The sequence below is a fragment of the Methylobacterium komagatae genome (genome assembly GCF_042661665.1).
Lineage (GTDB): Bacteria > Pseudomonadota > Alphaproteobacteria > Rhizobiales > Beijerinckiaceae > Methylobacterium > Methylobacterium komagatae.
Map to the genome: position 1 here is coordinate 508,063 of NZ_JBHSWN010000001.1, position 26,458 is coordinate 534,520.

A 26,458-nucleotide genomic window follows, 5' to 3' on the forward strand; every position below is an offset into this window, starting at 1 on the left:
TCGCAATCCGGTCAAGGCGCCACGGCCGCGACGAGACCGAGCAGGGCCGCGATCTCGGCGGCCTGCTGGCATGCGCCGATCACGTCGCCGGTCTGCCCGCCGAGCCGGTTCCGCGCGAGACCGGTGACGGCCAAGGTGGCGAAGGCCCCCAGCACGATCATCGCCACCGTCCCGCCGAGCGGCAGGCCGAACGGCAGGGTGGCGATGGCCAGGACAAGTCCAAGGGCGGCGGCGAGGGCAAGGCTCGCACCCTGCGGCCGCCCGGCAGTGGCCGACAATCCGTCGCTGCGGGCCGGGGGCAGGAGCGCCATCGGTGCCAGGGCGGCCACGCGCGACAGGGCGGCGGCGACGACCAGCGCAGCGGCAGCGGGCAATCCCAGACGGTCGAGGAGCGTCGCCAGGGCTCCGATCCGCAGGGCCAGAGCCAGCACCAGCACCAGCGCCCCGTATGAGCCGATACGGCTGTCGCGCATGATCGCGAGCATGCGCGTCCGGTCTCCGCCCGCGCCGAGCCCGTCCGCGAAATCGGCGAGGCCATCCTCATGCAAGCCACCGGTCGCGGCGGCCATGATCGCCACGGCGAGCGTGGCCGAAAGGAACGGCCCGAGCCCGGCGAGCCACGCGGCGGACAGCGTCATGGCGGCGGGCAGGGCGAGGATCGCCCCGGCGAGGGGCAACATGCGGGGCAGACGGGTGAAATCCGGTGCCCGGTGCGGATCCGGCTCGCCGGGCAGTTGCGGTACGGGCAGGCGGGAGTAGAAGCGCAGGCACGCGGCGAGATCGTGCAGGGCTTCGCGCCCTGGCCATGCGGCCTCGCCGCCGGTCTGCCTGTCCATCGCCGCGTCCCGAACGCCGGGTTCGATGAGCCGGCACGACCCACCATAGCGGGCGGGGGCGGCTCCGTCCGCCCGGAACGCGGCAACCCACAGGATCGAGGCAGCGATGAGCGGCCCCTTCGACGACATCCGCAACCTCATCCGCTCCATGCCGGAGGCCGATGCCGAGGCCGCCGCCGCCGTGGCGGAACGCGACGCCACCCTGACCAAGCCCGCAGGCTCCCTCGGGCGCCTCGAGGACCTGGCCGCGTGGTGCGCCGCGTGGCAGGGCAAGGCGCCGCCGAGTTTCGACCGGCCGCTGGTCTGCGTCTTCGCGGGCAGCCACGGGGTGACGAAGAAGGGCGTCTCGGCCTTCCCCGATGCCGTGAACCGGCAGATGCTCGACAATTTCGCCGCCGGGGGCGCAGCCATCAACCAGCTCTGCTCGGCCTACGGGCTCGGCTTCAAGGTGTTCGATCTCGCCCTCGACATGCCGACCGCCGACATCACCGAGGGCCCTGCGCTCGATGAGCGCGCCTGCGTCGCGACCATGGCCTTCGGCATGGAGGCGGTGGCGGCGGGCACGGATTGCTTGGGGCTCGGCGAGATGGGCATCGGCAACACGACGATCGCGGCCGCCCTCTACGCCGCCCTGTTCGGCGGCGATCCGGCCCATTGGGTCGGGCGCGGCACCGGCGTCGATGGCGAGGGCCTATCGCGTAAGGTCGCGGCGGTGGAAGCGGCGCTCGCCTGCCATGCCGGACACCTGAGCGATCCGCTCGAGGTGCTTCGCAGCCTCGGCGGGCGCGAGATTGCGGCCATGGTCGGCGCCATCCTCGCGGCGCGCTTGCAGCGGGTGCCGGTGGTGATCGACGGCTACGTCTCCACCGCCGCCGCTGCGATCCTCCACGCCCTCGACCCGTCCGCCCTCGACCATTGCGTCGCGGGCCATCTCTCCGCCGAGGGCGCCCATGCCGAGGTGCTGGAACGGTTGGGTCTCAAGCCCCTCGTCTCGCTCGGCCTGCGCCTCGGCGAGGGCTCCGGCGCCGCCCTGGCGATGAGCCTGATCAAGGGTGCCGTTGCCTGCCATAGCGGCATGGCGACCTTCGCCCAGGCGGGGGTTTCGGTGCGCAGCGGGGCTTGATACCGTCCGTCCGACATTTTCGGATCCGCAACCGTCTTTGCGGGCGGAGCGAAGCCAACCAGGGAGACGCACCGTCCTGAGAAGGGCCCGCCGCCCCTGGATGGCTTCGCTTTGCTCGCCATGACGGTTTGGGCGGGACCAGCTTTCAGCGAAACGACCCAACCATGAGAATCACCCAGGCCTTCACCTTCGAGGCGGCCCACCGCCTGCCGAACGTGCCCGAGACCCATCGCTGCCACCGGATGCACGGGCATTCGTATCGCGTCGAACTGACGGTCGAGGGTCCGGTCGATGAGCGGACCGGCTGGGTGATCGACTTCTACGACATCGAATCGATCTTCGGCCCGCTTCTGGCGCGGCTCGATCACCATTGCCTCAACGAGATTGAGGGGTTGGAGAACCCCACCGCCGAGAACATCGCGGCCTGGATCTGGGATCGGCTCCGGCCCGACCTGCCCGCCCTCGCCCTGGTGCGCGTCGCCGAGACGCCGATGTCCTGGGCGGAATACGATGGGCGTTGACCGGATCGCGGGGGACGACGCGGCGCTCGTCCTCTTCTCGGGGGGCCAGGATTCTGCAACCTGCCTCGCCTGGGCACTCGACCGCTTCGCCCGCGTCGAGACCCTGGGCTTCGATTACGGCCAGCGCCACCGGATCGAACTGGATTGCCGGGCCACCCTGCGACACGGGCTCGCCACGATCGACGCGGCCTGGGGTCGGCGGCTCGGTGAGGACCATATGCTCGGCCTCAACGCGCTCGGCGCCGTCTCCGACACCGCGCTCACCCGCGAGACCGAGATCGGCTTCGAGGCCTCGGGCCTGCCCAACACCTTCGTGCCGGGGCGCAACCTCGTCTTCCTGACCTTCGCCGCCGCCCTCGCCTACCGGCGGGGTATCCGCCACATCGTGGCGGGCATGTGCGAGACCGACTATTCCGGCTACCCGGATTGCCGGGATGATACGGTCAAGGCGCTTCAGGTCGCCCTGAATCTCGGGATGGAGCGTCGGTTCGTCCTGCACACCCCGCTGATGTGGATCGACAAGGCGGAGACGTGGCGTCTCGCCCAGTCGCTCGGCGGCAGGCCGCTGACCGACCTGATCGTCGAGGAAAGCCACACCTGCTATCTCGGCGAGCGCGGGGCGCGCCACGCCTGGGGCTATGGCTGTGGCCAATGCCCGGCCTGCCAGCTGCGGGCCGAGGGCTACGCCCGCTTCACCGCGACGGACTAGAGCGCATTCCGACGAAGTGGATACCGGTTCGTCGCAAGAATGCGCGTCTCAACAAAGAGCTAGAGCTGCCGGCCTGATGCAATCAGGTCGGATACGGCTCTGGCCGGGGCCGAAACCCTGTCGACAAGGGCCGACAGCGTATCCCCGAAGGCGGCCGGGCTCGCGAATAACCGCTCCATCAGCAGGGCGCCCTCCAGGGTCGCAAGGATGGAACGGGCATGCATCGCAGGGTCGAGGCCGGTGCGCAGGCTTCCGTCCGCCACGCCCTCGCGCAGCACCTGCTCCAGCCACGCCAGATGCTTGCGGAAGAAGACGACGATGTCGTTCCGCAATCGCTCCGGCAGTGCCTCCCCCTCGATGGCGAGTGCGGCGCAGAGGCACCCGAGCCCCTGTTCCACCCCGCCGAGATAGAGCTTGCCGTAGGCCGTGATCCGGCCGGGTCCGTCCGTCGAGGCGGCGCGAATGGCCTCCATCGCTTCCGCGTAGCGCGCGTCGTAGGCCGCCACGAGTGCCGCGCCGAGATCGACCTTGGTCGGGAAATGGTGGTGGATGCTCGCCTTCCGGATGCCCACCGCCGCCGAGAGGTCGGCATAGCTGAAGCCTGCGAAACCCCGGCTACGAACCAGGGTTTCGGCTTGGATCAGCAACTCGGTCCGCGTGTCTCGCATCCCACATCTCCTGCCGGATCAACGGCATTGTGATCGGTTCGGCGCCGAAGGCGCAGATGGCGCGGCTTGACGAGGCAGTAATTCTACCTACTAATTGGTTGGAAAGAAAGAACGGGAGGTTACGGCATGGCGGCTTTGTCCGTTCATCCGGCAAGAGGCGGCCCGTCGCGCCGGGAGGCGCTGTTCGGCGGCCTGTGCCTGTGCTGCCTCGCCACCGCCGGGCTCTCTCCCCGCGCCTATGCCGAATCCTTCACGATGGAGGAGGTCGGCCCCGGTACCTTCATCCGGAAGGGGCTGATCGCGGACGCTTCCCCCGAAAATCTCGATGCCATCGCGAATATCGGCTTCATCGTCGGCAAATCCGGCGTGCTGGTGACGGAATCCGGCGGCAGCCTCGCTGACGGGCAATGGCTGCGGGCCGAGATTGCCAAGCGGACGAACAAGCCGGTCACCCACGTGGTGCTGACTCATGTCCACCCCGATCACGTTTTTGGTGCGGGGGCTTTCGCGGCGGACAAGCCGGTCTTCATCGGCCACGCCAAGCTGAAGGAGGCGCTGGACGCGCGCGGCGAGTTCTACCGCAAGCGCCTCGTGGACCTGTTTGGCGAGGAGAAGACCGGCCCGGTCGTCTACCCGACCATGGCGGTATCGGACACGGCCGAGATCGATCTCGGTGACCGCACGCTCAGCTTCACCGCCCATGGGCCGGCGCATTCGACGAGCGACCTCTCCATGCGCGATTCCCTTAGCGGGCTGCTGTTTCCGGCGGATCTGCTGTTCGTGGAGCGCATCCCCTCCCTCGATGGCAGCTTGAAGGGCTGGTTCAAGGAACTGGAGCGGATCAAGGCGAGCGGCGCGACGCAGGCCGTTCCGGGCCACGGCCCTGTGCGGGTGGAACTGGCCCCGGCGGTCGCGGATCTGACCGCCTATCTCACTGCGCTCCGGGACGGCACCAAGGCGGCCATTGCCAGGGATGTGCCGATCGACAAGGCCGTGGACACTGTGGCGCAGGACCAGCGGGACAAGTGGACCTTGTTCGAGCACTATAACCGTCGAAACGTGACGGTGGCCTACCAGGAACTCGAGTGGGACTGATCCGTCATTCACCAATAAATCTAAGAACGGGAGACAACGCCATGCGCCCGACACTCGCTTTTGCCCTCGCCTTCTCCGCTGCGACGATGGTCGCGCCGTTCGCCCACGCGGCGGGCGCCTCGGATACCGAGCAGGAGCGGAACGCACGCTGGCAGGAGGTCGCGAAGTCGATTTTCGGCGACCGGACCATCGAGCCGACCGACACGTTGGTGAAGCTCGATACGCCCAAGCGCGCCGAGGATGCTGCGCTGGTGCCGATCACCCTGTCGATGCCCGACCGGGACAAGATCAAGTCGGTTTCGCTGATCATCGACGACAACCCGGCGCCCTACGCTGCGAAGTTCGAGTTCGGCCCGGCGGCCGATACACGCGAATTGAAGCTCCGGGTGCGGGTGAACAATTACACCGACATGCACGCGGTCGTGGAGACGACGGATGGTAAGCTCTACGAGGCCAAGCAGTTCGTGAAGGCGTCCGGCGGCTGCTCGGCCCCGATGGGCATGAGCGACGAGGAGGCCATGAAGGGCATGGGCGACATGCGCATGAAGTTCGCGGAGGCGCAGCCCGGCAAGCCGGTCGAAGCGACACTGATGATCCGCCACCCGAACTTCTCGGGCATGCAGATGAACCAAGTGACGCGCGATTACACGCCCGCCCGGTACATCGATAAGCTCACCGTTTCGGCGGGCGACCAGACCGTCTTCACCATGACGGGCGACATCTCCATCGCCTCGAACCCGGTGATCAATTTCGGCTTCAAGCCGGATGGCAAGGCGATCCAGGTGGCCGCGAGCGACAACCAGGGCGGTCGCTGGACCCATAGCTTCACTGCTCCGAGCCCGACGAACTGATCGTGCGGATCAGGATGATCGCCCTGCGGATGGCGGCCGTCGCGACGGCCGCCTTCTGCCTCGCCGCCGCCGAACCCGCCGACTCGCCGGTCAACGTGCCGGAACCGCCGGGCCTCTATACCGGCCCGCAGCGGGGCTACACGCCCGCGACCCTGAAGGGTGCCCGCGTCGTGGATGGGGAGGCGGTGGCGGCCCTGATGGAGGCGCCGGACAAGCCGGTGCTGATCGATGTCGCCATGCGTGAGCGCAAGCCCGCGAACTTTCCCGAAGGTCGGCCGTGGCTGCCGGTCCATCCTTCGATCCCGGGTTCGATCTGGCTCCCGAATGCGGGGGCCGTCCCGCTGGCGCCGGACCGGGAGGCGCTGTTCTACGAGCGCGTCGCGCAACTGACCGGCGGCGACAAGGCCAAGCCCATCGTGGTCTTCTGTCACGTGGAGTGCTGGGGCAGCTGGAACGCGGGCAAGCGCCTCGTGGAGAAGGGCTACACCGCGGTGCACTGGTTCCCCCTAGGCGTCGAGGGTTGGCAGGATCTCCACGAGACTCGGAACATCACCGAGGATGCGGCCTGGAAGGCGGCCGCGCCCGCAGAGCGATAGCGCCTGACAACTCCCCCATTCCGCCCTGCGGCGCCCCTGCACCCCGGCCGCGCCTGTCGTATAAGGCGCCGCGCCGGTGTCCGGCTTACAGCGTTGGGGAGCGTGGCATGTCCCAGGTCATCCAATCCCGCCGCCTGCGGGCGGTGGATATGGGTAAGCGCAAGGCCGAAGGGCGCAAGATCGTCGCCCTCACGGCTTATCACGCTCATACTGCGGGCATCGTCGATCCCTTCTGCGACTTCATCCTCGTGGGTGATTCCCTCGGCATGGTGATGCACGGGATGGAATCGACCATTCCCGTCACCCTGGAGATGATGATCCTTCAGGCACAGGCGGTGATGCGGGGCACGTCCCGCGCGCTGGTAGTGGTGGACATGCCCTTCGGCTCCTACGAGGCGAGCCGGGAGCAGGCTTTCCTCAACGCCTCCCGCGTGCTGAAGGAGACCGGCGCCGGGGCGATCAAGATGGAGGGCGGCGCGCATTTCGCGGACACCGTGGCCTTCCTTGTCCAGCGCGGCGTGCCGGTGATGGGCCATATCGGCCTCACCCCCCAGGCCGTGAACGTGATGGGCGGGTTCAAGGTGCAGGGTCGCGCGCCCGACGACGAGCGACGCCTGATCGAGGACGCGCGCGCCATTTCCGAAGCGGGCGCGTTCGCGATCGTTCTGGAAGGCATCGTCGAGCCGGTGGCCAGGGCCATCGCGACCTCACCCAAGGTGACAGCCACCACCATCGGCATCGGCGCTTCCTCGGTTTGCGACGGGCAGATCCTCGTTCTGGAAGACATGCTCGGCCTGTCCGAGCGGACGCCGAAATTCGTGCGCCAGTTCGGCTCGCTACGCGCCCATATCGAGGGCGCGGTGAAGGCCTATGCCGACGAGGTTCGGGCGGGGACCTTCCCCGGTGAAGATCAGACCTACGGGTAGGCCTAGCCCACCCGTCGAGAGGGCAGCCGCAGTCCGGGCGCCGGGCGTTCGAGCAAAACTTCCCGGCGGAAGCGCACGAGGCGCGCGGGGCGTCCCGCCGCGCCGCTGGTGATGCTCTCCGTCTCCTCTACCAGCCCTTGCTGGGCGACGAGGCGGCGGAAATTCTGTTTGTGCAATTGGACGCCAGACAGCGCCTCGACGGTGCGCTGCAACTGCAGCAGCGTGAATTCCGGCGGCATTAGTTCGAACACAACCGGGCGGTATTTGATCTTGCCGCGCAGGCGTCCGATGGCCGTCGCGAGCACCCGGCGATGGTCGAAGGCCATGGGCACCCCGGTCGGATCGCCCGCCCGGCCCTGCCCCGGATTACCGCGCGATTCGGGAATCAGCCCGGCCTCGAACAGCAACTCGTAGCGTTCGAGCACCCGCTCCTCGTTCCACGTGCCGCCATTCATGCCGAAGGTCAGGCCGAGCCGGTCGAGGCGGCGCTGACGCAGAGCCTTGTCAGCGGGCGCGGCGGCCCATTCCATCAGCCGGGGAGCGATGGCGTCGAGTTCGGCCGGGCGACCCCGGCGGAAATCCTCGTAGGGCAGGTAGCGGTACCAATTGTGCCAGGTCGCCTCGGCGAGACCGGCTGGGCGCTCCTCGCGCACCAGGGCGAGATACGCCACCGACAGGGCGTGGGCGGCGGGCGCGCCCTCACTGCCGGACCGGTCCCTGTCGCCGAAGGTGTAGAGCTGCTCGACATAGCCGAGGCGCTGGTTGGTCTGCCGCTCCACCCAGGCACGCAGGCCGCGCTCCAGCGTGGCGTGCTCCGGCACGAGCGGTCCGGCCGGCAAGCCGTCGCCCCGGCAGGCCGCCTGCTCCGGAACGCGGATTGTCAGGGCGCGCGGCTCTCCCTCCGTAGCGGCGACGATCACCGCCACGAGGCCCACGGCCGAGCGATCAGTCGCCGGTTGCCCGTCGTCCTCCGCCTCGGTCGACGTGTTCCTGTGCTCCTCGGCGACCGACATGCGCCCGGAATCAGCCTCCAGCTTGCCCATGCCGCGAGATGCGGGGCCGCCGGGAGCTATAGGCCTACCGATGGGGCATCCGTCAACGCGGCGGCTCGGCGCTGACACCGGACCCATCCTTTGCCGAATTACCACATAAATTAGGGAAGAACCCCATTGCTTTGGCGGGCGAATCTGGATTCATTCCAATCTCAAGATGCCCGAACGGATCGTACCAAATCTCTGGTGGCAATTAACCCCCGCGCAGAGGGCCATGCTCCGCCGCCTGCGATCCGAGGGGCCCCTGCCGGCGCCCGATCCCGGTGAAATGCGCACCGTGCGGTCCCTGGTCCGTCGCGGACTTCTGCGCACGCGTGACCGCGGTCGCGACAAGGCCTCCGAGCCGGGCTGCTGGTTTTTGACGGCGCGGGCGATGCGGCTCGTCTCGCAAGCCGACGGCGATGCCACCGCCCCCCGGCAGAAGCCGGAGGGGGTGGAGGAAGAATCGCAACGCGAGGAGGCGTGAGTGAGGGGGCTCGCCCCCTCATCGTGTCAGGCGCCGAGGCCGCCGAGGCAGACGTACTTCACCTCGAGGTAGTCCTCGATGCCAAGACGGCCGCCCTCACGGCCGAGGCCCGATTCCTTCACGCCGCCGAAGGGTGCCACCTCAGTGGTGATGATGCCCTCGTTGACGCCGACCATGCCATATTCCAGCGCTTCGGAGACGCGGAAGGCCCGGCCGAGGTCGCGGGTGTAGAAGTAGCAAGCGAGGCCGTATTCGGTGTCGTTGGCCATGTGGATCGCCTCCGCCTCGTCTTTGAAGCGGAAAAGCGGAGCGAGCGGCCCGAAGGTCTCTTCGCGGGCGACGTCCATGGCTGGAGTCGCGTTCACGACGACGGTCGGCTCAAAGAACTGGCCGCCCAGCGCGTGGCGATGGCCGCCCGCGATGACCTTGCCGCCCTTCTCGACGGCGTCGCGGATATGCGCCTCGGTCTTTTCCACGGCCGCCATATCGATGAGCGGACCCTGGGCGACGCCCTCCTGCGTGCCGTCGCCGACCTTCAGCTTGTTCGCCGCCTCGGCCATCTTCTCGGCGAAGGCGTCGTAAATACCGTCCTGCACGAGGAAGCGGTTCGTGCAGATGCAGGTCTGGCCCGAGTTGCGGAACTTAGCGAGCATCGCGCCCGCCACCGCCCGGTCGAGATCGGCATCGTCGAACACGATGAAGGGGGCGTTGCCACCCAATTCCATCGAGACCTTCTTCACCGTCTCGGCAGCCTGCTTCAGCAGCACCTTGCCGACCTCGGTGGAGCCGGTGAACGTCACCTTCTTCACGAGCGGGTTGCCGGTCAGCTCGCCGCCGATGGCGCGGGCCGGACCGGTGAGGATCGAGACCAGCCCGTCGGGAATGCCCGCCATCTGGCAAAGCTTGCCCCAGGCGAGACCTGAAAGCGGCGTCTGCGAGGCCGGCTTGATGACGATGGGACAGCCCGCCGCCAGCGCCGGGGCGAGCTTGCGCGCGATCATCGAGGACGGGAAGTTCCACGGGGTGATCGCCGCGACGACGCCGATCGGCTCCTTGGTGACGAGGATCTTCCGGTCGGCCCAGGGCGACGGCACGGTTTCGCCGTAGACGCGGCGAGCTTCCTCGGCGAACCACAGGACGTAGGCGGCCGACATGCCGACCTCGCCCCGCGCCTCGGTGAGGGACTTGCCCTGCTCGGCCGTGAGGATCTGAGCCAGATCCTCCTGGTTCTCGGTGATCACGGCGGCGAGCTTACGCAGCAGCACGGCGCGCTCGTTGGCGGTCTTGGCCCGCCAAGCCGGATAGGCGGCGTGCGCGGCGGCGATCGCGCGCTTCGTCTCCTCGGCGCCCGCATTCGGCACCCGCGCGATGACCGCGCCGGTGGCCGGGTTGGTGACATCGATCTGGCCCGAGCCGGACTTCGACCATTCCCCGCCGATCAGGCAGGCTTCGACCAGAAGCTCGGGATTGTTGAGCTTTAAGCGATCACCGGTCTCAGGCATCCAACGGTTCCTTGGGCGGCAACGGCTCTTGCTGCGGCCGCGAGGGCACGCTTCGAGCCGTGCTGCGGGCCTGAGCCTCCGCGCGCGTCTCGAACACGTGGGGCGCAAGATCCCGCGATTGCAGGGAGGCGCCGAGCTTGAGCCGCATAAAGGCACTCGTCGTGTACCGCGAGGCCGTGGCGTAGTAGCGGCTTTCCAGATAGGCGATCATCGAGAAGTAGGCTTCGGCCACGGCGGGATCAAGCTCGAACCCGTCATAGTTCGCGATGAGGTGCACACGTTTGCCGATCTGTTGGCAAATCCGCTCGAATTCCCGCCGAACGAGATCGACGTCTTCCACAGTCCGGACGTGGAAACCTTCGTAATTGGCGAAGAGCGTATTGCGCTCCTCGTCGTAGGACATCCGCTCGGACAGGCTCATTCCGAGGAGCCTGTGCTCCAGGCCCATCGCCTCGTCCCGGAACAGGCGCGAATCCATCGGCACGGGGTCGCGCACGATGGGCTCGAAATCCATGTGAGCGAGGATGTCCCGTCCGATATCGATGCCGGGGGCGACCTCGATGAGTTCGACGCCCTCGGAGGTCCGGCGGAAGACGCACCGCTCCGTCACGTAGAGCACCGGCTGCCCGCGCTCGGCGGCATAGGCGCCGGAGAAGGTCACCTGCTCGACCGCCCGCACGAACTTGCGGGACTTGCCCTCCTGCCGGATCGTGAGTCGTCCCTCCGCGATGGCGAGGTCGAGCCCGCCCGCCGTGAAGCTGCCTGCGAAGACGAGGCGCTTGGCGTTCTGCGAGATGTTGATGAAGCCGCCCGCCCCCGCGAGCTTCGACCCGAACCGGCTGACGTTGACGTTGCCCTCGGCATCCGCTTCGGCGAGGCCGAGGCAGGCCAGATCGAGGCCGCCGCCGTCGTAGAAGTCGAATTGCTGGTTCTGGTGGAGCACGGCAGCCGGGTTCAACGCCGCGCCGAAATCGAGCCCGCCCTGCGGTAATCCGCCGATGACACCGGGCTCGGCGGTGAGCGTCAGGTATTTCAGCACCCGCTCTTCTGCCGCCACCTTGGCGACGCCCTCCGGCACACCGATGCCGAGGTTCACGACGCCGCCCATCGGCAATTCGAAGGCGCAGCGCCGGGCGATGACCTTGCGGATATCCAGCGGCAACGTGCCGATCCGGTCCAGCGGGACACGCTGGCGGCCGGTGAAGGCGTGGTTGTAGGGCGTCGCGTAGGTCTGATGGTGGTTCTCGGGCTTCGAGAGCACGACGCAATCGACCAGCACGCCGGGCACCGTCACCTCGCGCGGGGCGAGCGAGCCGTTCTCGGCGATGCGCTCCACCTGCGCGATCACGAAGCCGCCCGAGTTCTTCGCGGCCATGGCGGCGGCGAGGTTGTCCAGGGTCAGCGCCTCGCGCTCCATGGTGATGTTGCCGGCGGGATCGGCGGTGGTGCCGCGGATCAGCGCGACGTTCACCGGGAAGGTCCGGTAATGCAGCCACGGCTCGCCGTGCAGGTCGATCAGGCTGACGAGATCCTCTTTGGTCTTGTCGTTCAGCTTGCCGCCGCCCTTGCGGGGATCCACGAAGGTGTGGAGCCCGACCTTTGTGATGTGACCGGCGGTCTTGGCCGCGATGTCCCGGTAGAGATGCGACACAACGCCGAGCGGCAGGTTGTACGCCTCGATCGCGCCCTCGATCGCCATGGCGCCGAGCTTCGGCACGAGCGACCAGTGGCCGCCGACCACGCGGCGGATCAGGCCCGGCATGGCGAGGCGGTTGAGGCCGCGATCCTTGCCGTCGCCGGGGGCGGCGGCGAACATCAGGCCGAGGTCACGCGGCCCCTGGCTCTCCGTGAAGCGCTTGGCGAGCGCCATGATGAGTTCGTCGGGCGTGCCGATGCCGACGAAGCCGGAGACGGCGACCATGTCGCCATCCTGGACGATGGCCACGGCCTCATCGGCGGTGACGATCTTGTTCTTCAGTCCGGTGGTGAGGCGGCGGGGGTCAGCCATGGGCGGCAATCCAATCCGCAATGCCGGAGCCCAGCAACTTCTGCGCCTTGCCGCCGACGAAGACGCCGACATGCCCGCCGGGAAGCCCCAACTCGGTGTAATCCTGCGTCCCGACCTTGCCGCGCAGAGCCTGCGACGTCGCGGGCGGGATGATGTGATCGTCCTGCGCGAAGACGTTGAGCACCGGGCAGGTGATGTTCTTCAGTTCCACCTTGCGCCCGCCGAGCTCGAAGGTGCTGTGCACCAGCTTATTGTCCTGGTAGAGGTCCTTCAGCCACTGCTTGGCCGCTTCGCCGGGGTGATCCGGCCGGTCGGAGATCCATTTCTCCATGCGCAGGAAGTTCAGGAACTTCTTGCGGTCGTCCAAAGCTTCGAGCAGATCGAGATTGTACTTCGTCATGGTGCGCATGGGCGTCATCATGGAAAACACCGAGCCCATGAATTCGCCGGGCAGGGAGCCCTGCGCGGCGATCAACTGGTCGATGTCCTCAGCGGAGAGCGAGCGCACCCAGACGTTGATGAAACCGTGGCCCTTCCGGTTCTCGACGGTGTCGGCATGGAAATCGACCGGCGTGATCGTCAGCACCATGGCGTTGACGGTTTCTGGGTAGAGGGCCGCATAGCAGGTGGTGAATACGCCGCCCTCGCAGATGCCGAGGAGGTTCACCTTTTCGCGCTGGGTCGCCTCGTTGATGAAGGCGACGCATTCGGCGAGATAACCATCGACGTAATCGTCCATGGTGACGAAGCGGTCGGCCCGTCCGGGATTGCCCCAATCGACCACGTAGAGGTCGAGGCCGAGATTCAGGAGGTTGCGGACGAGCGATCGGTCCTCCTGCAGGTCCGCCATCGTGTAGCGGCCGATCAGCCCGTAGACGATGAGGACCGGCGGCAGGCCCTTGCTCTCTGCGAGCGGGCGATAGCGGTAGAGGCTGACCTTGTCCTGGCTCCAGACGAGGTCCTTCGGCGTCGTGGCGATGCGCACGTCCTCGTCGCGGACGCTGGCGAAGAGCTTGGCACCTTCTGCCATCTTGCGGCCGAGCTCGCCGACCTCCGCCATCATCTCGGCGGGGGAGAGGTCGAGGGGGAGCCCGTCCCGCGCGGGGGGCTGCCGGATGCATCACCCATGGGTCGCCTCCCCTGCCGTGGTGGCCTTCGCGGCCTTTGCGGACGAACGCCGTTCCTTCTTGAGCGCCCTCACCTCCCGGCGCAATTCGGTGAGGCTGCGATGGACGTCATCAAGTTCGGCCCGCGTCGGCTGGCCGTACATGTCGCTCATGAAGCCCGCCACGTCCTGCTGGGCGAGGCGCAATTCGGTCGCCGCCTTCAGCACGTTGCGCTGCGAAGCGAGGAAGGCGTCCGAGCGTTGCACATCGAGGAGCACACCGTTGGCGGTCTCGATCCAGTGTTGCAGCATGTCGCGGGCGCTCGGGTAGGCCTCGCCCCGGGCCGCCCGCTCGTTGGCCGTGCGGGCGAAGGCCCCCGCCGCCCGCGTCCAGGCATCGAGCATCACGGCCTGATGCTGGGCCTGCGCCTGCCGCAGTCCGGTGAAGGCCGCGAACAGGGCGGCGAAACGCTTCTCGGTCTGCCAGAGGTCGGCGAGTTGCGGGCCCTCCGACATCCGGTTCAGGGCCGCGCCAAAATCGCTCGTTCCGCCAAGCCAGGCCTGGGGATCGAAGATCCGCGCAAGCACGGCGCCTGCGGTGGGGTCGCTCGTACCCGCTGCCCCCTGCAGGGAAGAGGTGAGGGTCTGCGACAGGGCCGTCGCTGCCGTCCAGGCGCGGGTCAGGGAGGTTTGCGCGTCAGCGAAGCCTCCCATCTCGGTGGCTGGCGGGAAGGCGCCCCAACTCGCGGCACCGTTGCCCATGCCGGGCGGCGTCAGAAAGCCCATGCCCGTGCGGGCCCAGAACTCGCCCATCGCCTTGAACGCGTCGAACTGGTCCATCCTGGCGTGTCCCCCGTCCGGTTTTCTGCCCGCTCCGGCCGTTGATACGGACCGAAAAGCCCCTCGTTCCCCGTCTCCCACCTCTTCCTGAGGTGCTGCGAGGCAACCTCGAAGGATGAGGTCTAGCGTGGGGAAAAGCTTCTCGGTCGGTGTCTTGAAATGGATCGGAGGATGGGGTGAGCCGTCCCGTCCTCCGTCTGGTCGTCAGGCCGCGGGGCGCACTTCGCCGAGGGCCTCGGCGTAGATTTTGTAGGCGTCGTCGTAGGTGACCTCGCGCGGGTTGTTCACGAGGAGGCGCGTCTGCTTCATCGCATCCGTCGCCATGCGCTCCAGATCGCCCTGCTTGACGCCGACTTCGCTGAGCGAAGCGGGCACCTTGCAATCGTGGCAGATGGCCTGAAGGCTTTCCACGAACCGGGCGGCGGCCTCGGCCTCAGGCAGGTTGGCGGCGGCGGGATCGAGGATCGGCGCCAGTTCCGCGTAGAGCGCCTGGGCATGGCTCAGGTTGAAGCGCATCACGCCCATGAGGACGAGAGCGTTCGAGAGCCCGTGCGGCACGTGGAAGATCGCCCCTACCGGATAGGCCAAAGCGTGGACCGCTGCGACGGGCGCGTTGGCGAAGGCCATGCCCGCCAGCATCGAGCCGAGCAGCATGCCGGAGCGCGCCTCGACGTTCTTGCCGTCGGTGCAGGCGGTGCGGATGTTGGCCGAGAGCAGGGCCAGCGCCTGCTTGGCGAGTTGGTCGGAGATCGGGTTCTTCTTGTTCTTGCTGGTGAAGGCCTCGATGGCGTGGACCATCGCATCGATGCCGGTGGCGGCAGTGACGTGGGCGGGAAGGCCCAGCGTCAGTTCGGGATCGAGCACCGCCCAATCCGGCAGGAGCTTCGGGGCGACGACACCCTTCTTCTCGGTGGTCGGCGTGGTGACGATGGAGATCGGCGTCACCTCGGAGCCGGTCCCGGCCGTGGTCGGCGCCAGGATCAGCGGCAGGCGATCCCCCTTGGCGAGGCCGACGCCATAGATGTCCTCAAGCTTGTCGTCCGACTTCGCGAGGTAGGCGACGAGCTTCGCCGTATCGAGGGCCGAGCCGCCGCCGATCGACAGGACGAGGTCCGTGCCGAGATCGCGAGCGCGGGCGGCGGCGGCCTCGATGACGCTGGAGGGCGGGTCGGCCACGACATCCTCGTAGACGTCGATGGTGACGCCCGCCTTCGCGAGCGCCTCCTCGGCCGAGCGGGTCAGCCCGGCGGCACGCACGCCCTTGTCGGTGACGAGCATGACGCGCTTGGCGCCGTAACCCGCGACGATGTCGGGCAGCTTCTTGGCGGCGCCCGCCTCGAAGAGCACGTTCGGCGTGGTCTGGAAGGTGAAGGGGTTCATGGGCTCGCCTGTCCGTCCGTTCGCTTGTCGTCGTCAGATTACGTGGCGGGGTCGAACTACTTGGCGTGCTCGAAGGGCTTCACCTTCGCGCGCAGCTCATCGACCAGCACGCGGGTGTTCTCCGAGTAGTCGATCGGCACCGCCACGAGGTGGACGCCGCCCGCGTTGAACGCCTTGTCGAGGGTCGGCGCGAGATCCTCGACCGCCTCGATCCGGTGGCCGGTGGCGCCGTAGGACTCGGCGTACTTCACGAAGTCCGGGTTGCGGAACGTCATGCCGTAATCCTTGAAATGGTCCACCGCCTGCTTCCAGCGGATCATCCCGTAGGCCGAATCGTCCAGCACCAGCACGACGAGGTTGAGCCCGAGGCGAACCGCGGTCTCCATCTCCTGGCTGTTCATCATGAAGCCGCCGTCGCCGCACACGGCCATCACGCGGCGGCCGGGGTTGAGCATCGCCGCCATCATCGCGGAGGGCAGGCCCGCGCCCATCGTGGCGAGCGCGTTGTCGAGGAGCAGCGTGTTCGCGACGTAGGTCCGGTAGTTCCGCGCGAACCAGATCTTGTACATCCCGTTGTCGAGGCACACGATGCCGTCCTCGGGGATGACCTTGCGCACGTCGTGGACGAGGCGCTGCGGCGTCACCGGGAAGCGGTCCTCCGTCGCCCGGTCGGAGATGTGCCCGAGGATGTGCTCGCGCAGCGAGAGCAGCGCCCCGGCATTCGGCAGCTTGCCTTCGAGTTCGTCGGCGAGCAGCTTCAGGGTGGGGCCGAGATCGCCCACTACCTCTGCGTCGGGGTAGTACACCTCTTCCACGTTGGCGGGCATGTAGCCGATGTGGATGACCTTCTGGTCCTTCTGGCCCATGAAGAAGGGCGGCTTCTCGATCGTGTCGTGACCGATGGCGATGATCAGGTCGGCCCGATCGATCGCCTCGTGCACGTAGTCACGCTCGGACAGGGCGGCAGTGCCCATGTAGAGCTTGGTGCCACCCGCGACGGTGCCCTTGCCCATCTGCGTCGTGAAGAACGGGATCTGCGTCCGGTGGACGAACCCGCCGAGTTCGCCCGTGGCGCGGGGGCGGCTCGCGGCGGCGCCGAGCATGATCAGCGGGCGCTCGGCCGCCAGGATCATCTCCGCCGCGCGGGCGATGGCCTTCGGGTGGGCGACCGGGATGTCGATCGGGTGCGGGGGCACGAGACCGGCCTCGGCCTCCTCGGAGGCGATGTCCTCCGGCAGTTCGAGCAGGACCGGGCCGGGCCGCTCCTCCATGGCGACGCGGAAGGCATCGCGCACGATGGTCGGGATGGAGGAGGCGGAGACGATCTGCCGGGCCATCTTGGTGATCGGCTTCATCGAGCTGATCACGTCCACGATCTGGAACTTGGCCTGCCGCGAGGACAGGATGCCCTTCTGGCCGGTGATGATGATCATCGGCATCGCGCCGAGATGGGCGTAGGCCGCGCCGGTCGAGAAGTTGAGCGCGCCCGGTCCAAGCGTCGAGAGGCACACGCCCGGACGCCCGGTGAGGCGCCCGTGGGTCGCGGCCATGAAGGCGGCGGCCTGTTCGTGACGAGTCAGCACGAGCTGGATCTTCGAGGTGCGCAGGGACTCGACAACGTCGAGGTTCTCCTCTCCGGGAATGCCGAAGATGCGGTCGACGCCTTCGTTCTCGAGGGCTGCGACGAGGAGGTCTGAACCTTTGGGCATCGGGTCTTCCGCTGAGGTGACGAGGGGGCGGAACGAAAGCGTTCGGCAAAAGTGCGAAACCGCCCGTCTCCACGGCGGCCCGCCCTGCATGTGCGGTGGGAAGAACAGTCGCTTCCCGCGTCGCCCGGTTAGAAAATTGACGATCCGCCCGGTCAAGGCCCGGATTAGAGGATGGGTCACAGATGTCGCGGGTTCTCATTCCGCCGGGGCGGAGGACTCCCCGGCGAGGTGAACGAGAAGGTTCCGCAGCCAGCGATGGGCGGGATCATTGTCGTATGAGGCATGCCAGAGCATCGACACGGCCACGTCGTCGAGGGGGACCGGCACCGGGCTGGTGCTGAGGCCGAGTGCCCCGGCGAAGGACGTCGCGAGCCGCGCATGCATCGTCGCGAGGAGCGGCGCCGCCCTCACCAGTGAGGGCACCACGAGGAAGCGCGGCGTCGTCACGGCGAGCACGCGTGCCCGCCCGATCAGCGCCAGCGCGTCGTCCACCACGCCATGGGCTGTCTCGCGCAAGGAGGTCAGGACGTGGGGAAAGCGGAGATAATCCTCCAGCCCGATCGGGGCGGCGAGGCCGACGAGTTCGGCGTTAAACAGCACCACATAGCTGTCACGGTAGAGCAGGCGCTGCTTGTGATGCACCTGCCCCCTGCTGAAGAGACCGAGCGCCAGATCGACCCGGTCGGCGTCGAGCTCGTCGAGGATGCGTACCGCCTCGACCGAGCGCAGCAGCAGGCGCACCCCCGGCGCATGGGCGCGCAGATGCGCGATCAGGCGCGGCCCCAGCAGGATCTCCAGGCTGTCCGGCAGGCTGACGATGAAGGTTCGCTCCAGCGTCGCCGGGTCGAAATGCTCGTCGCGATGGACCAGCGCCTGCACCCCGCGCAGCACGCCCCGGAGCGGCTCGGCCAGGGCGATGGCCCGCGGCGTCGGACGCATGCCATCGGGCGCGCGGGTGAGAAGTTCGTCATCAAACAGGCGGCGAAGGCGCGCGAGGCTCGCGCTCATCGCCGACTGGCCGATGCCGATTCGCGCGGCGGCCCGCGTGACGTTGCGCTCCTGAAGCAGCGCGTCGAGCGCAACGAGCAGATTTAGGTCGAGCCGGGCGAGATCGACGTGATCGATGGCCATGACGGGCTCAAGCGCTGGAAATCATGACGGGGTGGACGATCGTCGTCACGAACGGACCCTACCCCTCCTTGCGCTCCGGCGCCGCGTATTCGGCGGCCGGCTCGGCCCGTTGCAGGGCGACCTGTGCCGCGTGGAACCACCAGAGCGGCAGATCGCGGTTGGTGCCGATGAGATCGGAGACCCATCCCTCCTTCGGCATCATCTCGGCACGGTCGGCGAACAGCTTGAGCGCGCCCTCCACACGCTCGCGCTGGGCGCGTTCGCGGATCGCCTCGCGCTCGGCCGCCCATTGCGCCTCCGCCGCCCGGACGAGGCGCTGGGTCGCGAGGTCGTCCGCATCGAAGGCGAATTGCTGCCAGAAGGCTTCCGCCTCGCGGGCGACGTCGCGCTCCCGCTCGAGGGTTGTGCGTGCCGTCTCGGCATCCGCGCGGGCCGCTTCGGCGGCACGGGCGCGGTCCAGCATCCGGTTGTTGGCCTCGAGCAGTTCCCGCTCCCGTTCCGCTGCGATCCGCTGGCGGCGCAGGACGCGCAACTCCTCTTCCAACTCGCCGCGCAACTGGTCGCCCCGCTCCAACCCCGCGAGGAAATCCTTCAGCGGCCCGTCGAGCAGTGCCTCGGCCCGGCCGCGATAGCGCTCGCGCAGGCCCGGATGCTCGCCGTCGAGACGCTCCTCGTCCCAGCCCGGCGCTCCGGCGAGGCCGCTGCCATCATGCTCGTAGAGGGTGCGGGCAATGGCCTCGCACAGCGGTGACAGTCCGGAAGCAGGCGTACTCATGACTCGTCTCGCTGGGATCTGCCGATGCCAGGATGCCCTTCCTACGCGCGGGCGGAAAGGGGTTCGGGCGGGTCCGTGTGGTCGAAAAGGCGGGGCGGTGGAATTTCGTCGTGGGCATCCAGGCGCGCGATCAGGTGGTCGGCGACCCGGAGGGCGTTGGCGATGATGGTCAAGGTCGGGTTCACCGCGCCGATCGAGGGGAAGAAGCTCGCATCCGTGACGTAGAGGTTGTCCAGCGCGTGCGCCTTACAGTCCCGGTCGAGGACGGAGGTGGCCGGATCGGTGCCGAAGCGCAGCGTTCCCGCCTGATGGGCCGTGCCGCCAATCGGCACGTTCTTGCCGAGATAGAGCGAGCGGTCGAACAGGTGCGGGTGGATGTGCGTCTTGTCGCAGATCTCGCGCAGCTTCTGTCGAAGGCGGCGATGCGCCTCGTCGTTGGTCTCGGTGAGGTCGAGATGGACCTTACCGTCTCGATAGAAGATCCGGTTTTCCGGTTTCGGGATGTCCTCCGAGGTCAGCCAGAAATCGACCGAGTGCTTGGCGATCCAGTCGAAGGGCTTCTCCGGGAACCATTGTAGGAAGCCCGGCAAGCCCTCACCATGGACCTGCGCGCCGTCCGACTTGCCGACCATCTGGATGTGGCCGAGGGGAAAATCCCACGAATCCCTGGTGTCGGGATCGCCGAAATAGAAGTCGTTGAGGCCGAGCGTCTTCTGAAACCGCGTCGGGTTCGGGATCTTCGAGATCGCCAGCACCGTCGAGTTGTTGTGGCGCATGTAGTTGCGCCCCACCTGGCCCGAACCGTTGGCGAGCCCATCCGGGTGCCGGTCGGTGGCCGAGCGCAGCATCAGGAGTGCGGAGGACAGGGCCCCGCAGGCCACGACCACGAGATCGGCGCTCGCCGAGAAGGGCTCGCCGTCGCGGGTGCCTTCGATCCCGGTGACGCTGGTGCCGGAGGCGTTGGTCACGAGGCGCTCCACATAGGTGCGCACGGACAGGGTCAGGTTCGGGCAATCCCTCAGGGCGGGATCGACGCACATGACCTGCGCATCCGATTTCCCGTTGGTCGGGCAGGGAAAGCCGTCGAACGATTCACACTTGATGCAGGGCGAGGTCGAGACCGGCTGACCGTCGCGCTCCACGAGGCGCACGCCGACCGGCAGGTGGAAGGGCTGGTGCCCTTCGCGCTTCAGGTCGTCGAACAATTGCTGAATGCGCGGCTCGTGGCTCACCGGCGGGTGGGCATAGGGCTTGCGCGCCCAGGGCTCGGTCGGGTCCTCGCCGCGCAGGCCGTGGACGTGGAACAACTCCTCCGCCGCCTGATAATACGGCTCGAACTCGTTGTAGCCGACCGGCCAAGCCGGGGAGAGGCCGTCCTGATGACGGATCTCACCGAAATCCCGCTCGCGCAGGCGGAACAGGATCGAGCCGTAGAATTTCGAATTGCCGCCGACATAGTAATGGAGGCCGGGATGGAAACTCTTTCCGTCGGAGGAATACCAAGTCTCGCTCGCTTGGTAATAGCCATCGACGATCACCGCCTGGCTGTCCCAGTTCCGGGGCTCGCGACGCAGATAGTCGCCACGCTCCACGAGCAGGATGCGCTTCCCGGTCTGGGCCAAGCGCCATGCCATCGTTCCGCCGCCCGGCCCGGACCCGATGATGATGACGTCGTAGCGCTCGCCCGGCATTCGCATCCCCGCTTAGCCATTATCGCGCAGGCAACGCTTCAAATGCACGCTGGATCGATGCTTCACGGCGATTCACGTCAGACGTGCATCCACAGCAACCACTGGTTAAGTGCATTTCCTGACGGCACCTTCAGGTTCCCCTGCGAACGTCTCGCCCACGACCCGGCGCGGAGGCGTTCATGCCGAACATCGAACTCGTCCTGGCCGCCCTGCTGCTTCTGCTGGCCGGCGGTGTCGCCGGTCTGTCGCGCCTGCGACGCCGAAAGGGCGCGCAGACTGAGGTTGACGAGGAAAGCCTGTACGACCGCGTCTGGCGGGCGAACGAGGGGGAGGAGCGCTACCGTGCCCTGGTGGCCGCAACGACGGACCATGTCGTGCAACGGGACGCTTACGGGCGCATCACCTACGCGGATGAGGGCTACGCGCGGCTCTTCGGCCGCTCGCCCGCCGCGCTGATCGGCGAGCCGATCGAGCCGCAGGATCTCGACGGCGAGACGGTCTCGGTGCGCGACGATGGCCTGCGCCGTGTCGAGACGCGCATCCGCACGGCTGATGGCCGCGAACGGTGGTTCGACGTGGTGGAAGTACCCGTCGCGGATGGCGACGGGCCGATGCAATGGCTGCGTGCGGGCCGCGACATCACCGCTCGCGTCGAGGCGGTGAAGGCCCTCGACGCCGCCTTGGCACGGGCCGAAAGCGCGAGCGTCGCCAAGTCCCGCTTCCTCGCCACCGTCAGCCACGAGATGCGCACCCCGCTGAACGGCGTGATCGGCATGACCGACCTGCTGATCGGCACGGGCCTGGACCCGGAGCAGAAGACCTATGTCGAAGCCGTCAGGGCGAGCGGGAAGGCGCTGCTCGGGCTGATCGACGGCATCCTCGACTTCTCGCGGATCGAGGCCGGGCGGATCGATCTCGCCTCCGAGCCCTTCGACCCCGCCGCCATCGCCGAGGGCGTGGTGGAGCTTCTGGCACCCCGTGCGCAAGACAAGGGCCTTGAGATTGCCCTCGATGTCGGGGCGGACGTTCCCGCTTCCCTCGTCGGCGATGCGGATCGCTTCCGCCAGATCCTGCTCAACCTCGCGGGCAACGCCATCAAGTTCACTGACAGGGGCGGCGTCGGCGTGTCCCTCTCCTTCGGCGGCGAGGGGCTGGTGCTGTCGGTCGCCGACACGGGCCCCGGTATCCCGGAGGAGCGCCTGCCCCGCCTGTTCGAGGAATTCGAGCAGGGCGAGGACCACGCTGCCCAGCGATACGAAGGGACCGGACTCGGCCTTGCGATCACCCGTCGCCTCGCCACCCGGATGGGCGGACGCGTCGATGCGCAATCACGTGTCGGCACCGGCTCGACCTTCCGCGCGGTGCTGCCGCTGCCCGCCCTCCCCGCCACCGCCGAGATCGACGCCGAAGCGCCTCGCCTCGCGGGCCACCGTTGCCTGATCGTGGCCGATTCGCCCTATCAGGCGCCCTATCTCGCCAGCGCGCTGAGCCGCCATGGCGGCGCGGCCGTGATCGTGCGCGGGTTGGAGGAAGGTCTGAACGCCCTCTCCGCCGTCACCTTCGACGCGGTGATCGCCGACCGCGCCCTCGGGGACGAGGCTGTGCGCCGGATCGCGGAGGCAGCGCGGACATGCGGCGTGCGCCGCCGCATCGTTCTGCTCTCGCCCTTCGATCGCCGGGATTTCGGTGCCCCCGCATCCGCCGGGTTCGACGGCTACCTCGTGAAGCCGGTGCGGGCGCGCTCGCTGGTCGAGCGCCTCGCCGAGACCCCGCCGGTGAGCGCCCCCACCCGGCCGGCGGCGCAGGCCGCTCCCACGTCGAACAGCCTGCGAGTGCTGCTGGCGGAGGACAATCCGATCAACACGCTGCTCGCCACCCGCGCCCTGGAGCGGCTGGGCTGCAGCGTCGTCCACGCCCCCGACGGGGCCGAGGCGGTGGCACGGTTCGAGGATTCGGGACCGTTCGACCTCGCCCTCATCGATATCCGCATGCCCCGGCTCGACGGGCACGAGGTCGCCCGAAGCATCCGGGCGGCGGAGGCCGGAACGAGCACGCGGCTGCGGCTCATCGCGCTCACCGCCAATGCCAGCCAGGACGACGAAGTGGTCGCCCACGCGGCGGGGTTCGACGGCTTCCTCGCAAAGCCCCTCGATCTCAAGGCCCTGCCGGACCTGCTCGCGCGCCACCAGCGCCGGGCGGCCTAGTCCTCTTCGGAAAGCGGCGGACGGGCTTCGGGCTGCTCGTCGTCTTCGTCGTCCTCGACGGGGATCGCGTAGCGCTCGTTGAACCAGCGGCCGAGATCGACATCGGCGCAACGCTGCGAGCAGAACGGCGCAAACTCCGGCACCGTCGGCTTGCGGCAGATCGGGCAGCGGGCGGCGCTCACGCGGCGGCCGCCCAGCCTGCGCGGATGGGATAGCCCTCGCCGTCAAGCAGGCTCACCGTCTCGTAGAGCGGCAGACCGACCACCGCGCTGTAGGAGCCGACGAGCTTCACCACGAAGGCGCCCGCGATGCCCTGGATGGCGTAGCCGCCCGCCTTACCGCGCCACTCGCCGGAATCGATGTAGCCCTGGATGTCGCGTCCTGAGAGGCGCTTGAAGCGCACCCGCGTCTCGATCACCCGCTCGCGGCGCCCCTTGGGCGAAAGCAGGCACACCGCCGTGTAGACCCGGTGCTGCCGCCCGGAGAGCATGCGCAGGCAATCGGCCGCCTCATCGGGCAATTCGGCCTTGGGCAGGACACGGCGGCCCACGGCCACCACCGTATCGGCGGAGAGCAGCCATGTGGGCGTCGCGTCCTGCGCGCCGTGGAGCGCGGCTTCGGCCGCCGCGAGCTTGTCGCGGGCAAGGCGGCGGGCGAGGTCGCGCGGCGGCTCGGACTTGCGCGGCGTCTCGTCGATATCGGCGGGAAGGAGCGAATCCGGCTCGATCCCGACCTGCTGCAAGAGGGCGAGGCGGCGCGGCGAGGCCGAGGCGAGGACGAGGCGGGTCGCCCGCGACGCGGCGCCGTGGTCGGAAGAGGCGTCCATCTTGCTCCGGTCCGGGCCGGTCCCTGCCGTGGCTCGGCCGGGCAGGCCGTCCTGATGAGCGCGCTTGATAGGGGAAGGCGAGCGGCTTGTGAACCGGGCTGAACCGCGCCGGTTCAACTCGCCCAACACCCACGAAAACAAGGTGTTAACCGAGCGTTAACCACGTTCCACAATAGTGTACCCATCGAAAACCGGGCTCGTGACCATGCCTAACGTCGATCCCAGAGTTGTCAGGCCTGTTCTTCTCAACACCTCCGGCGTTGCCAGTGCCGTGAACGAGTTGCGACAGCAGAAGGCCAGTTCGACCGCCGAGATGTGGCGCCTCCTCACCGAACGCTTCGTGGTGGATCTCGACGCCGCCGCATCGCTGCTTCCGTCCGTGGAGCCCGAGACGCAGTGGCTTCCGGCTCGCGCCTGACGCGCGAGACCTGAGTGTTTCTCGCCACACCGAGTGGCACGCCCCGTGCTAACCCAAGTATCCAAGGGAGGATACGTCCAGGCAACAATAATCGCGGTCGCTCGCACGCCGGAGCACTCCGCGGACCTTTCGATCACTCGAACACGAGGTCCGTTATGCCCGAGTTGTTGTCTGTTGCCCTCGTCTGTGCGGGGACGCTGATCGCCCAGGATTGCTCCCGCGATACGGCGCTCGACATCATCGTCTCACCCGCCCATTCGCCAATGGAGTGCCTGATGCATGCCCAGGCGATGGCCGCGCAGGCCGGTCTGCCCGGTGGGGGCGACCGCTACCTCAAGGTCGCCTGCGAGCACCGCCGGAGCGACCGCGAAGTCGTGGCCCGTAAAGCGTCCTAAACCCGATGCGCGAGCCCACCGGGAGGGTGCCGCACGCGCGGCGCTCGACCCATGCGCCTATTCGTGGACGGAACGCCTTCACCGATCCGATTCCAAACATTTTCGGCTTAGAGTTGAATTTTTATTCCGATCACGAACGTGAGAGGGGAGGAAATAGGCGCACTACGCATTAAAATTGGTGCATCGGGGCCACAGGTGGCACGTTTCAGGGGGAGTCTCTCCTTTGGGGGAGTTGCCGACCTGCCCATCGAGGCACATCGTTGGAGGCCATGCAGATGCTATCGCCCGTAAGGCCAGCGCCTCCGCCTTCTCACCTGTTCGCCCGCGTGCCGGGCCGCGCACCTGCGAGCGCCCGACCTATGCTGTACGACGCGTTCGATCTGCAAACAGACCTTGCAGAGCAGATGAGGGGCTGGGGCAAGCTCCTCGATTCGGCCTGGACTCCCTGGGCGCCTTTCAGCGAGCCGCTCAACTGGCTGTCCGCCGGTGCGCGGATGATGATGCGTGCGGGACTGACCTTCGCCCGACCCGCCTATGGCATCGAGAGCGTGATGGTCGGCAACCGCGAGGTCGCGGTCGCGGAGGAGAAGGTCGAGGTCACGCCCTTCGGCACCCTCCTGCGCTTCCGGAAGGACATCGTCACCGAGCAGCCGAAGGTGCTCGTGGTGGCGCCGCTTTCCGGCCATTTCGCGACGCTTCTGCGCGCCACGGTGCGCACCATGCTGCCCGATCATGACGTCTACATCACGGACTGGCACAACGCCCGCGATGTGCCGCTCTCGGAGGGCCGGTTCGGCTTCGATGATTACGTCGCCCATCTCGTCGGCTTCCTGCAGACGATGGGCGAGGGTTCTCACGTCGTCGCCGTCTGCCAGCCCGCCGTGCAGGCCCTCGTCGCTGCGGCGGTGATGGCGCAGACCAAGGATCCGGCCGCCCCGCGCAGCATGACGCTGATGGCCGGGCCGGTGGATTGCCGGGTCAACCCGACCGGCGTGAACGAGCTCGCTACCTCGAAACCGATCGAGTGGTTCGAGCGCAACCTGATCGCGACGGTGCCGAACCGCCACAAGGGCGCGGGGCGCAGGGTCTATCCGGGGTTCGTCCAGGTTTCAGCCTTCATGTCGATGAACGCCAAACGCCACGTCCAAGGCCACAGCGACCTGTTCTGGCACTTCGTGAAGGGCGAGGCCGACAAGGCAGCGGCGATCGAGACCTTCTACGACGAGTATTTCGCGGTCCTCGATCTCGCGGCCGACTTCTATCTCGAGACGGTCAAGACCGTGTTCCAGGACTACACCCTCGCCAAGAACGAGCTCGACATGGCGCGGCGAGGAGATCGACATGCGCTCTGTCCGTAAGACGGCGCTGATGACGGTCGAGGGCGAGCGCGACGATATCTGCGCCGTGGGCCAGACCATGGCGGCGCACGACCTATGCTCCAGCCTGCCGCCTTACATGCGCACCCACCATCTCCAGGCAGGCGTCGGCCATTACGGCGTCTTCGCCGGGCGTAAGTGGGAGAACCAGATCTATCCGCAGGTGCGCAACTTCATCCAGTCTCACGCCTGAGTGAGCGCGACCCGTCGCGCCGATTTGACCCGGCGTCGGGCCAGGGCCACCATGCTAGGCTC

Annotated in this window: 25 protein-coding genes and 1 pseudogene; 12 read left to right on the forward strand and 14 right to left on the reverse strand. The window is 67.8% G+C overall.

The window, feature by feature from the left end; all coding sequences use genetic code 11:
* Positions 1–11 precede the first annotated feature (11 nt).
* Entirely contained in the window at positions 12–836 is an 825-nt protein-coding gene (cobS, locus tag ACFQE0_RS02470) for an adenosylcobinamide-GDP ribazoletransferase (protein WP_378975217.1), read from the reverse strand.
* Between the two features lie 106 nt (positions 837–942).
* Here cobS and cobT point away from each other — a divergent pair, with 106 nt between their 5' ends.
* The 3 genes from cobT (at position 943) to queC (ending at position 3,189) form a co-directional block, all read left to right on the forward strand.
* Positions 943–1,959 (forward strand): nicotinate-nucleotide--dimethylbenzimidazole phosphoribosyltransferase, encoded by a 1,017-nt coding sequence (gene cobT, locus ACFQE0_RS02475; RefSeq protein ID WP_378966759.1) that lies wholly within the window; start codon positions 943–945, stop codon positions 1,957–1,959.
* A 164-nt stretch (positions 1,960–2,123) separates the two neighbouring features.
* Positions 2,124–2,480 (forward strand): 6-carboxytetrahydropterin synthase QueD, encoded by a 357-nt coding sequence (gene queD / locus ACFQE0_RS02480; protein ID WP_378966761.1) that lies wholly within the window; start codon positions 2,124–2,126, stop codon positions 2,478–2,480.
* Positions 2,470–3,189 carry a 7-cyano-7-deazaguanine synthase QueC gene (gene queC, locus ACFQE0_RS02485; RefSeq protein WP_378966763.1) on the forward strand — a complete coding sequence of 240 codons (720 nt, stop codon included), beginning with the start codon at positions 2,470–2,472 and terminating at the stop codon, positions 3,187–3,189. The genes queD and queC overlap by 11 nt, the downstream gene beginning before the upstream one ends.
* Positions 3,190–3,248: 59 nt before the next feature.
* Here queC and ACFQE0_RS02490 read toward each other — a convergent pair whose 3' ends face one another.
* Positions 3,249–3,857, reverse strand: coding sequence for a TetR/AcrR family transcriptional regulator (locus tag ACFQE0_RS02490; RefSeq protein WP_378966765.1), 609 nt, complete (start codon positions 3,855–3,857; stop codon positions 3,249–3,251).
* 126 nt (positions 3,858–3,983) lie between these two features.
* Here ACFQE0_RS02490 and ACFQE0_RS02495 point away from each other — a divergent pair, with 126 nt between their 5' ends.
* The 4 genes from ACFQE0_RS02495 to panB all read left to right on the forward strand — a co-directional run bounded on the left by ACFQE0_RS02495 (position 3,984) and on the right by panB (position 7,325).
* A complete protein-coding gene (locus tag ACFQE0_RS02495; protein ID WP_378966767.1) occupies positions 3,984–4,952 on the forward strand; it encodes a quinoprotein relay system zinc metallohydrolase 2 in 969 nt (322 codons plus the stop codon).
* Positions 4,953–4,993: 41 nt separating this feature from the next.
* Entirely contained in the window at positions 4,994–5,803 is an 810-nt protein-coding gene (locus ACFQE0_RS02500) for a quinoprotein dehydrogenase-associated SoxYZ-like carrier (RefSeq protein ID WP_378966769.1), read from the forward strand.
* A 14-nt stretch (positions 5,804–5,817) separates the two neighbouring features.
* Positions 5,818–6,399, forward strand: a complete 582-nt coding sequence (locus ACFQE0_RS02505) for a rhodanese-like domain-containing protein (protein WP_378975219.1) — start codon at positions 5,818–5,820, stop codon at positions 6,397–6,399.
* Between the two features lie 107 nt (positions 6,400–6,506).
* The gene (gene panB, locus ACFQE0_RS02510) at positions 6,507–7,325 is read left to right on the forward strand and encodes a 3-methyl-2-oxobutanoate hydroxymethyltransferase (RefSeq protein WP_378966771.1); all 819 of its coding nucleotides are present in this window, start codon (positions 6,507–6,509) and stop codon (positions 7,323–7,325) included.
* Positions 7,326–7,327: 2 nt separating this feature from the next.
* Here the strand turns inward: panB and ACFQE0_RS02515 are convergent, their stop codons facing one another.
* Complete coding sequence (locus tag ACFQE0_RS02515; RefSeq protein ID WP_378966773.1) at positions 7,328–8,368, reverse strand: NUDIX hydrolase; 1,041 nt, start codon at positions 8,366–8,368, stop codon at positions 7,328–7,330.
* 223 nt (positions 8,369–8,591) lie between these two features.
* Between ACFQE0_RS02515 and ACFQE0_RS02520 the strand changes: the two genes are divergently transcribed.
* Positions 8,592–8,843, forward strand: a complete 252-nt coding sequence (locus ACFQE0_RS02520; protein ID WP_378966775.1) for a hypothetical protein — start codon at positions 8,592–8,594, stop codon at positions 8,841–8,843.
* A 26-nt stretch (positions 8,844–8,869) separates the two neighbouring features.
* Here ACFQE0_RS02520 and ACFQE0_RS02525 read toward each other — a convergent pair whose 3' ends face one another.
* The 9 genes from ACFQE0_RS02525 to ACFQE0_RS02565 form a co-directional block, all read right to left on the reverse strand.
* A complete protein-coding gene (locus ACFQE0_RS02525) occupies positions 8,870–10,345 on the reverse strand; it encodes an NAD-dependent succinate-semialdehyde dehydrogenase (protein WP_378966777.1) in 1,476 nt (491 codons plus the stop codon).
* On the reverse strand, positions 10,338–12,353 hold the full coding sequence (locus ACFQE0_RS02530; RefSeq protein WP_378966779.1) for an acyl CoA:acetate/3-ketoacid CoA transferase: 2,016 nt from the start codon (positions 12,351–12,353) through the stop codon (positions 10,338–10,340). Before ACFQE0_RS02530 ends, ACFQE0_RS02525 begins: the two co-directional genes overlap by 8 nt.
* The gene (phaC, locus tag ACFQE0_RS02535) at positions 12,346–13,383 is read right to left on the reverse strand and encodes a class III poly(R)-hydroxyalkanoic acid synthase subunit PhaC (protein ID WP_378966781.1); all 1,038 of its coding nucleotides are present in this window, start codon (positions 13,381–13,383) and stop codon (positions 12,346–12,348) included. The genes ACFQE0_RS02530 and phaC overlap by 8 nt, the downstream gene beginning before the upstream one ends.
* Positions 13,384–13,473: 90 nt before the next feature.
* Positions 13,474–14,298: a poly(R)-hydroxyalkanoic acid synthase subunit PhaE gene (locus ACFQE0_RS02540; RefSeq protein WP_378966783.1), complete on the reverse strand. Its 825-nt coding sequence runs from the start codon at positions 14,296–14,298 to the stop codon at positions 13,474–13,476.
* Positions 14,299–14,502: 204 nt separating this feature from the next.
* Positions 14,503–15,678, reverse strand: a complete 1,176-nt coding sequence (locus ACFQE0_RS02545) for an iron-containing alcohol dehydrogenase (RefSeq protein ID WP_378966785.1) — start codon at positions 15,676–15,678, stop codon at positions 14,503–14,505.
* A gap of 56 nt (positions 15,679–15,734) precedes the next feature.
* On the reverse strand, positions 15,735–17,387 hold the full coding sequence (locus tag ACFQE0_RS02550; RefSeq protein WP_378966787.1) for an acetolactate synthase large subunit: 1,653 nt from the start codon (positions 17,385–17,387) through the stop codon (positions 15,735–15,737).
* Positions 17,388–17,582: 195 nt separating this feature from the next.
* The gene (locus ACFQE0_RS02555) at positions 17,583–18,518 is read right to left on the reverse strand and encodes a LysR family transcriptional regulator (protein ID WP_378966789.1); all 936 of its coding nucleotides are present in this window, start codon (positions 18,516–18,518) and stop codon (positions 17,583–17,585) included.
* 58 nt (positions 18,519–18,576) lie between these two features.
* Positions 18,577–19,293 (reverse strand): hypothetical protein, encoded by a 717-nt coding sequence (locus tag ACFQE0_RS02560; RefSeq protein WP_378966791.1) that lies wholly within the window; start codon positions 19,291–19,293, stop codon positions 18,577–18,579.
* A gap of 41 nt (positions 19,294–19,334) precedes the next feature.
* Positions 19,335–20,984 (reverse strand): FAD-dependent oxidoreductase, encoded by a 1,650-nt coding sequence (locus ACFQE0_RS02565; RefSeq protein ID WP_378966793.1) that lies wholly within the window; start codon positions 20,982–20,984, stop codon positions 19,335–19,337.
* Between the two features lie 179 nt (positions 20,985–21,163).
* On the opposite strand from ACFQE0_RS02565, the gene ACFQE0_RS02570 reads away from it, so the two are divergent.
* The gene (locus tag ACFQE0_RS02570) at positions 21,164–23,188 is read left to right on the forward strand and encodes a PAS domain-containing hybrid sensor histidine kinase/response regulator (protein WP_378966795.1); all 2,025 of its coding nucleotides are present in this window, start codon (positions 21,164–21,166) and stop codon (positions 23,186–23,188) included.
* Here the strand turns inward: ACFQE0_RS02570 and ACFQE0_RS02575 are convergent.
* Positions 23,185–23,370, reverse strand: a complete 186-nt coding sequence (locus ACFQE0_RS02575; protein ID WP_378966797.1) for a DNA gyrase inhibitor YacG — start codon at positions 23,368–23,370, stop codon at positions 23,185–23,187. The two genes, ACFQE0_RS02570 and ACFQE0_RS02575, sit on opposite strands and share 4 nt — an antisense overlap.
* Positions 23,367–24,014 carry a Maf-like protein gene (locus ACFQE0_RS02580; protein WP_378966799.1) on the reverse strand — a complete coding sequence of 216 codons (648 nt, stop codon included), beginning with the start codon at positions 24,012–24,014 and terminating at the stop codon, positions 23,367–23,369. The genes ACFQE0_RS02575 and ACFQE0_RS02580 overlap by 4 nt, the downstream gene beginning before the upstream one ends.
* Before the next feature lie 205 nt (positions 24,015–24,219).
* Here ACFQE0_RS02580 and ACFQE0_RS02585 point away from each other — a divergent pair, with 205 nt between their 5' ends.
* The 3 genes and pseudogenes from ACFQE0_RS02585 (at position 24,220) to ACFQE0_RS02595 (ending at position 26,396) form a co-directional block, all read left to right on the forward strand.
* The gene (locus ACFQE0_RS02585; RefSeq protein WP_378975221.1) at positions 24,220–24,432 is read left to right on the forward strand and encodes a hypothetical protein; all 213 of its coding nucleotides are present in this window, start codon (positions 24,220–24,222) and stop codon (positions 24,430–24,432) included.
* Positions 24,433–24,587: 155 nt separating this feature from the next.
* On the forward strand, positions 24,588–24,827 hold the full coding sequence (locus tag ACFQE0_RS02590; RefSeq protein WP_378966801.1) for a hypothetical protein: 240 nt from the start codon (positions 24,588–24,590) through the stop codon (positions 24,825–24,827).
* A 359-nt stretch (positions 24,828–25,186) separates the two neighbouring features.
* A pseudogene (locus ACFQE0_RS02595) lies at positions 25,187–26,396 on the forward strand (polyhydroxyalkanoate depolymerase).
* Positions 26,397–26,458 lie beyond the last annotated feature (62 nt).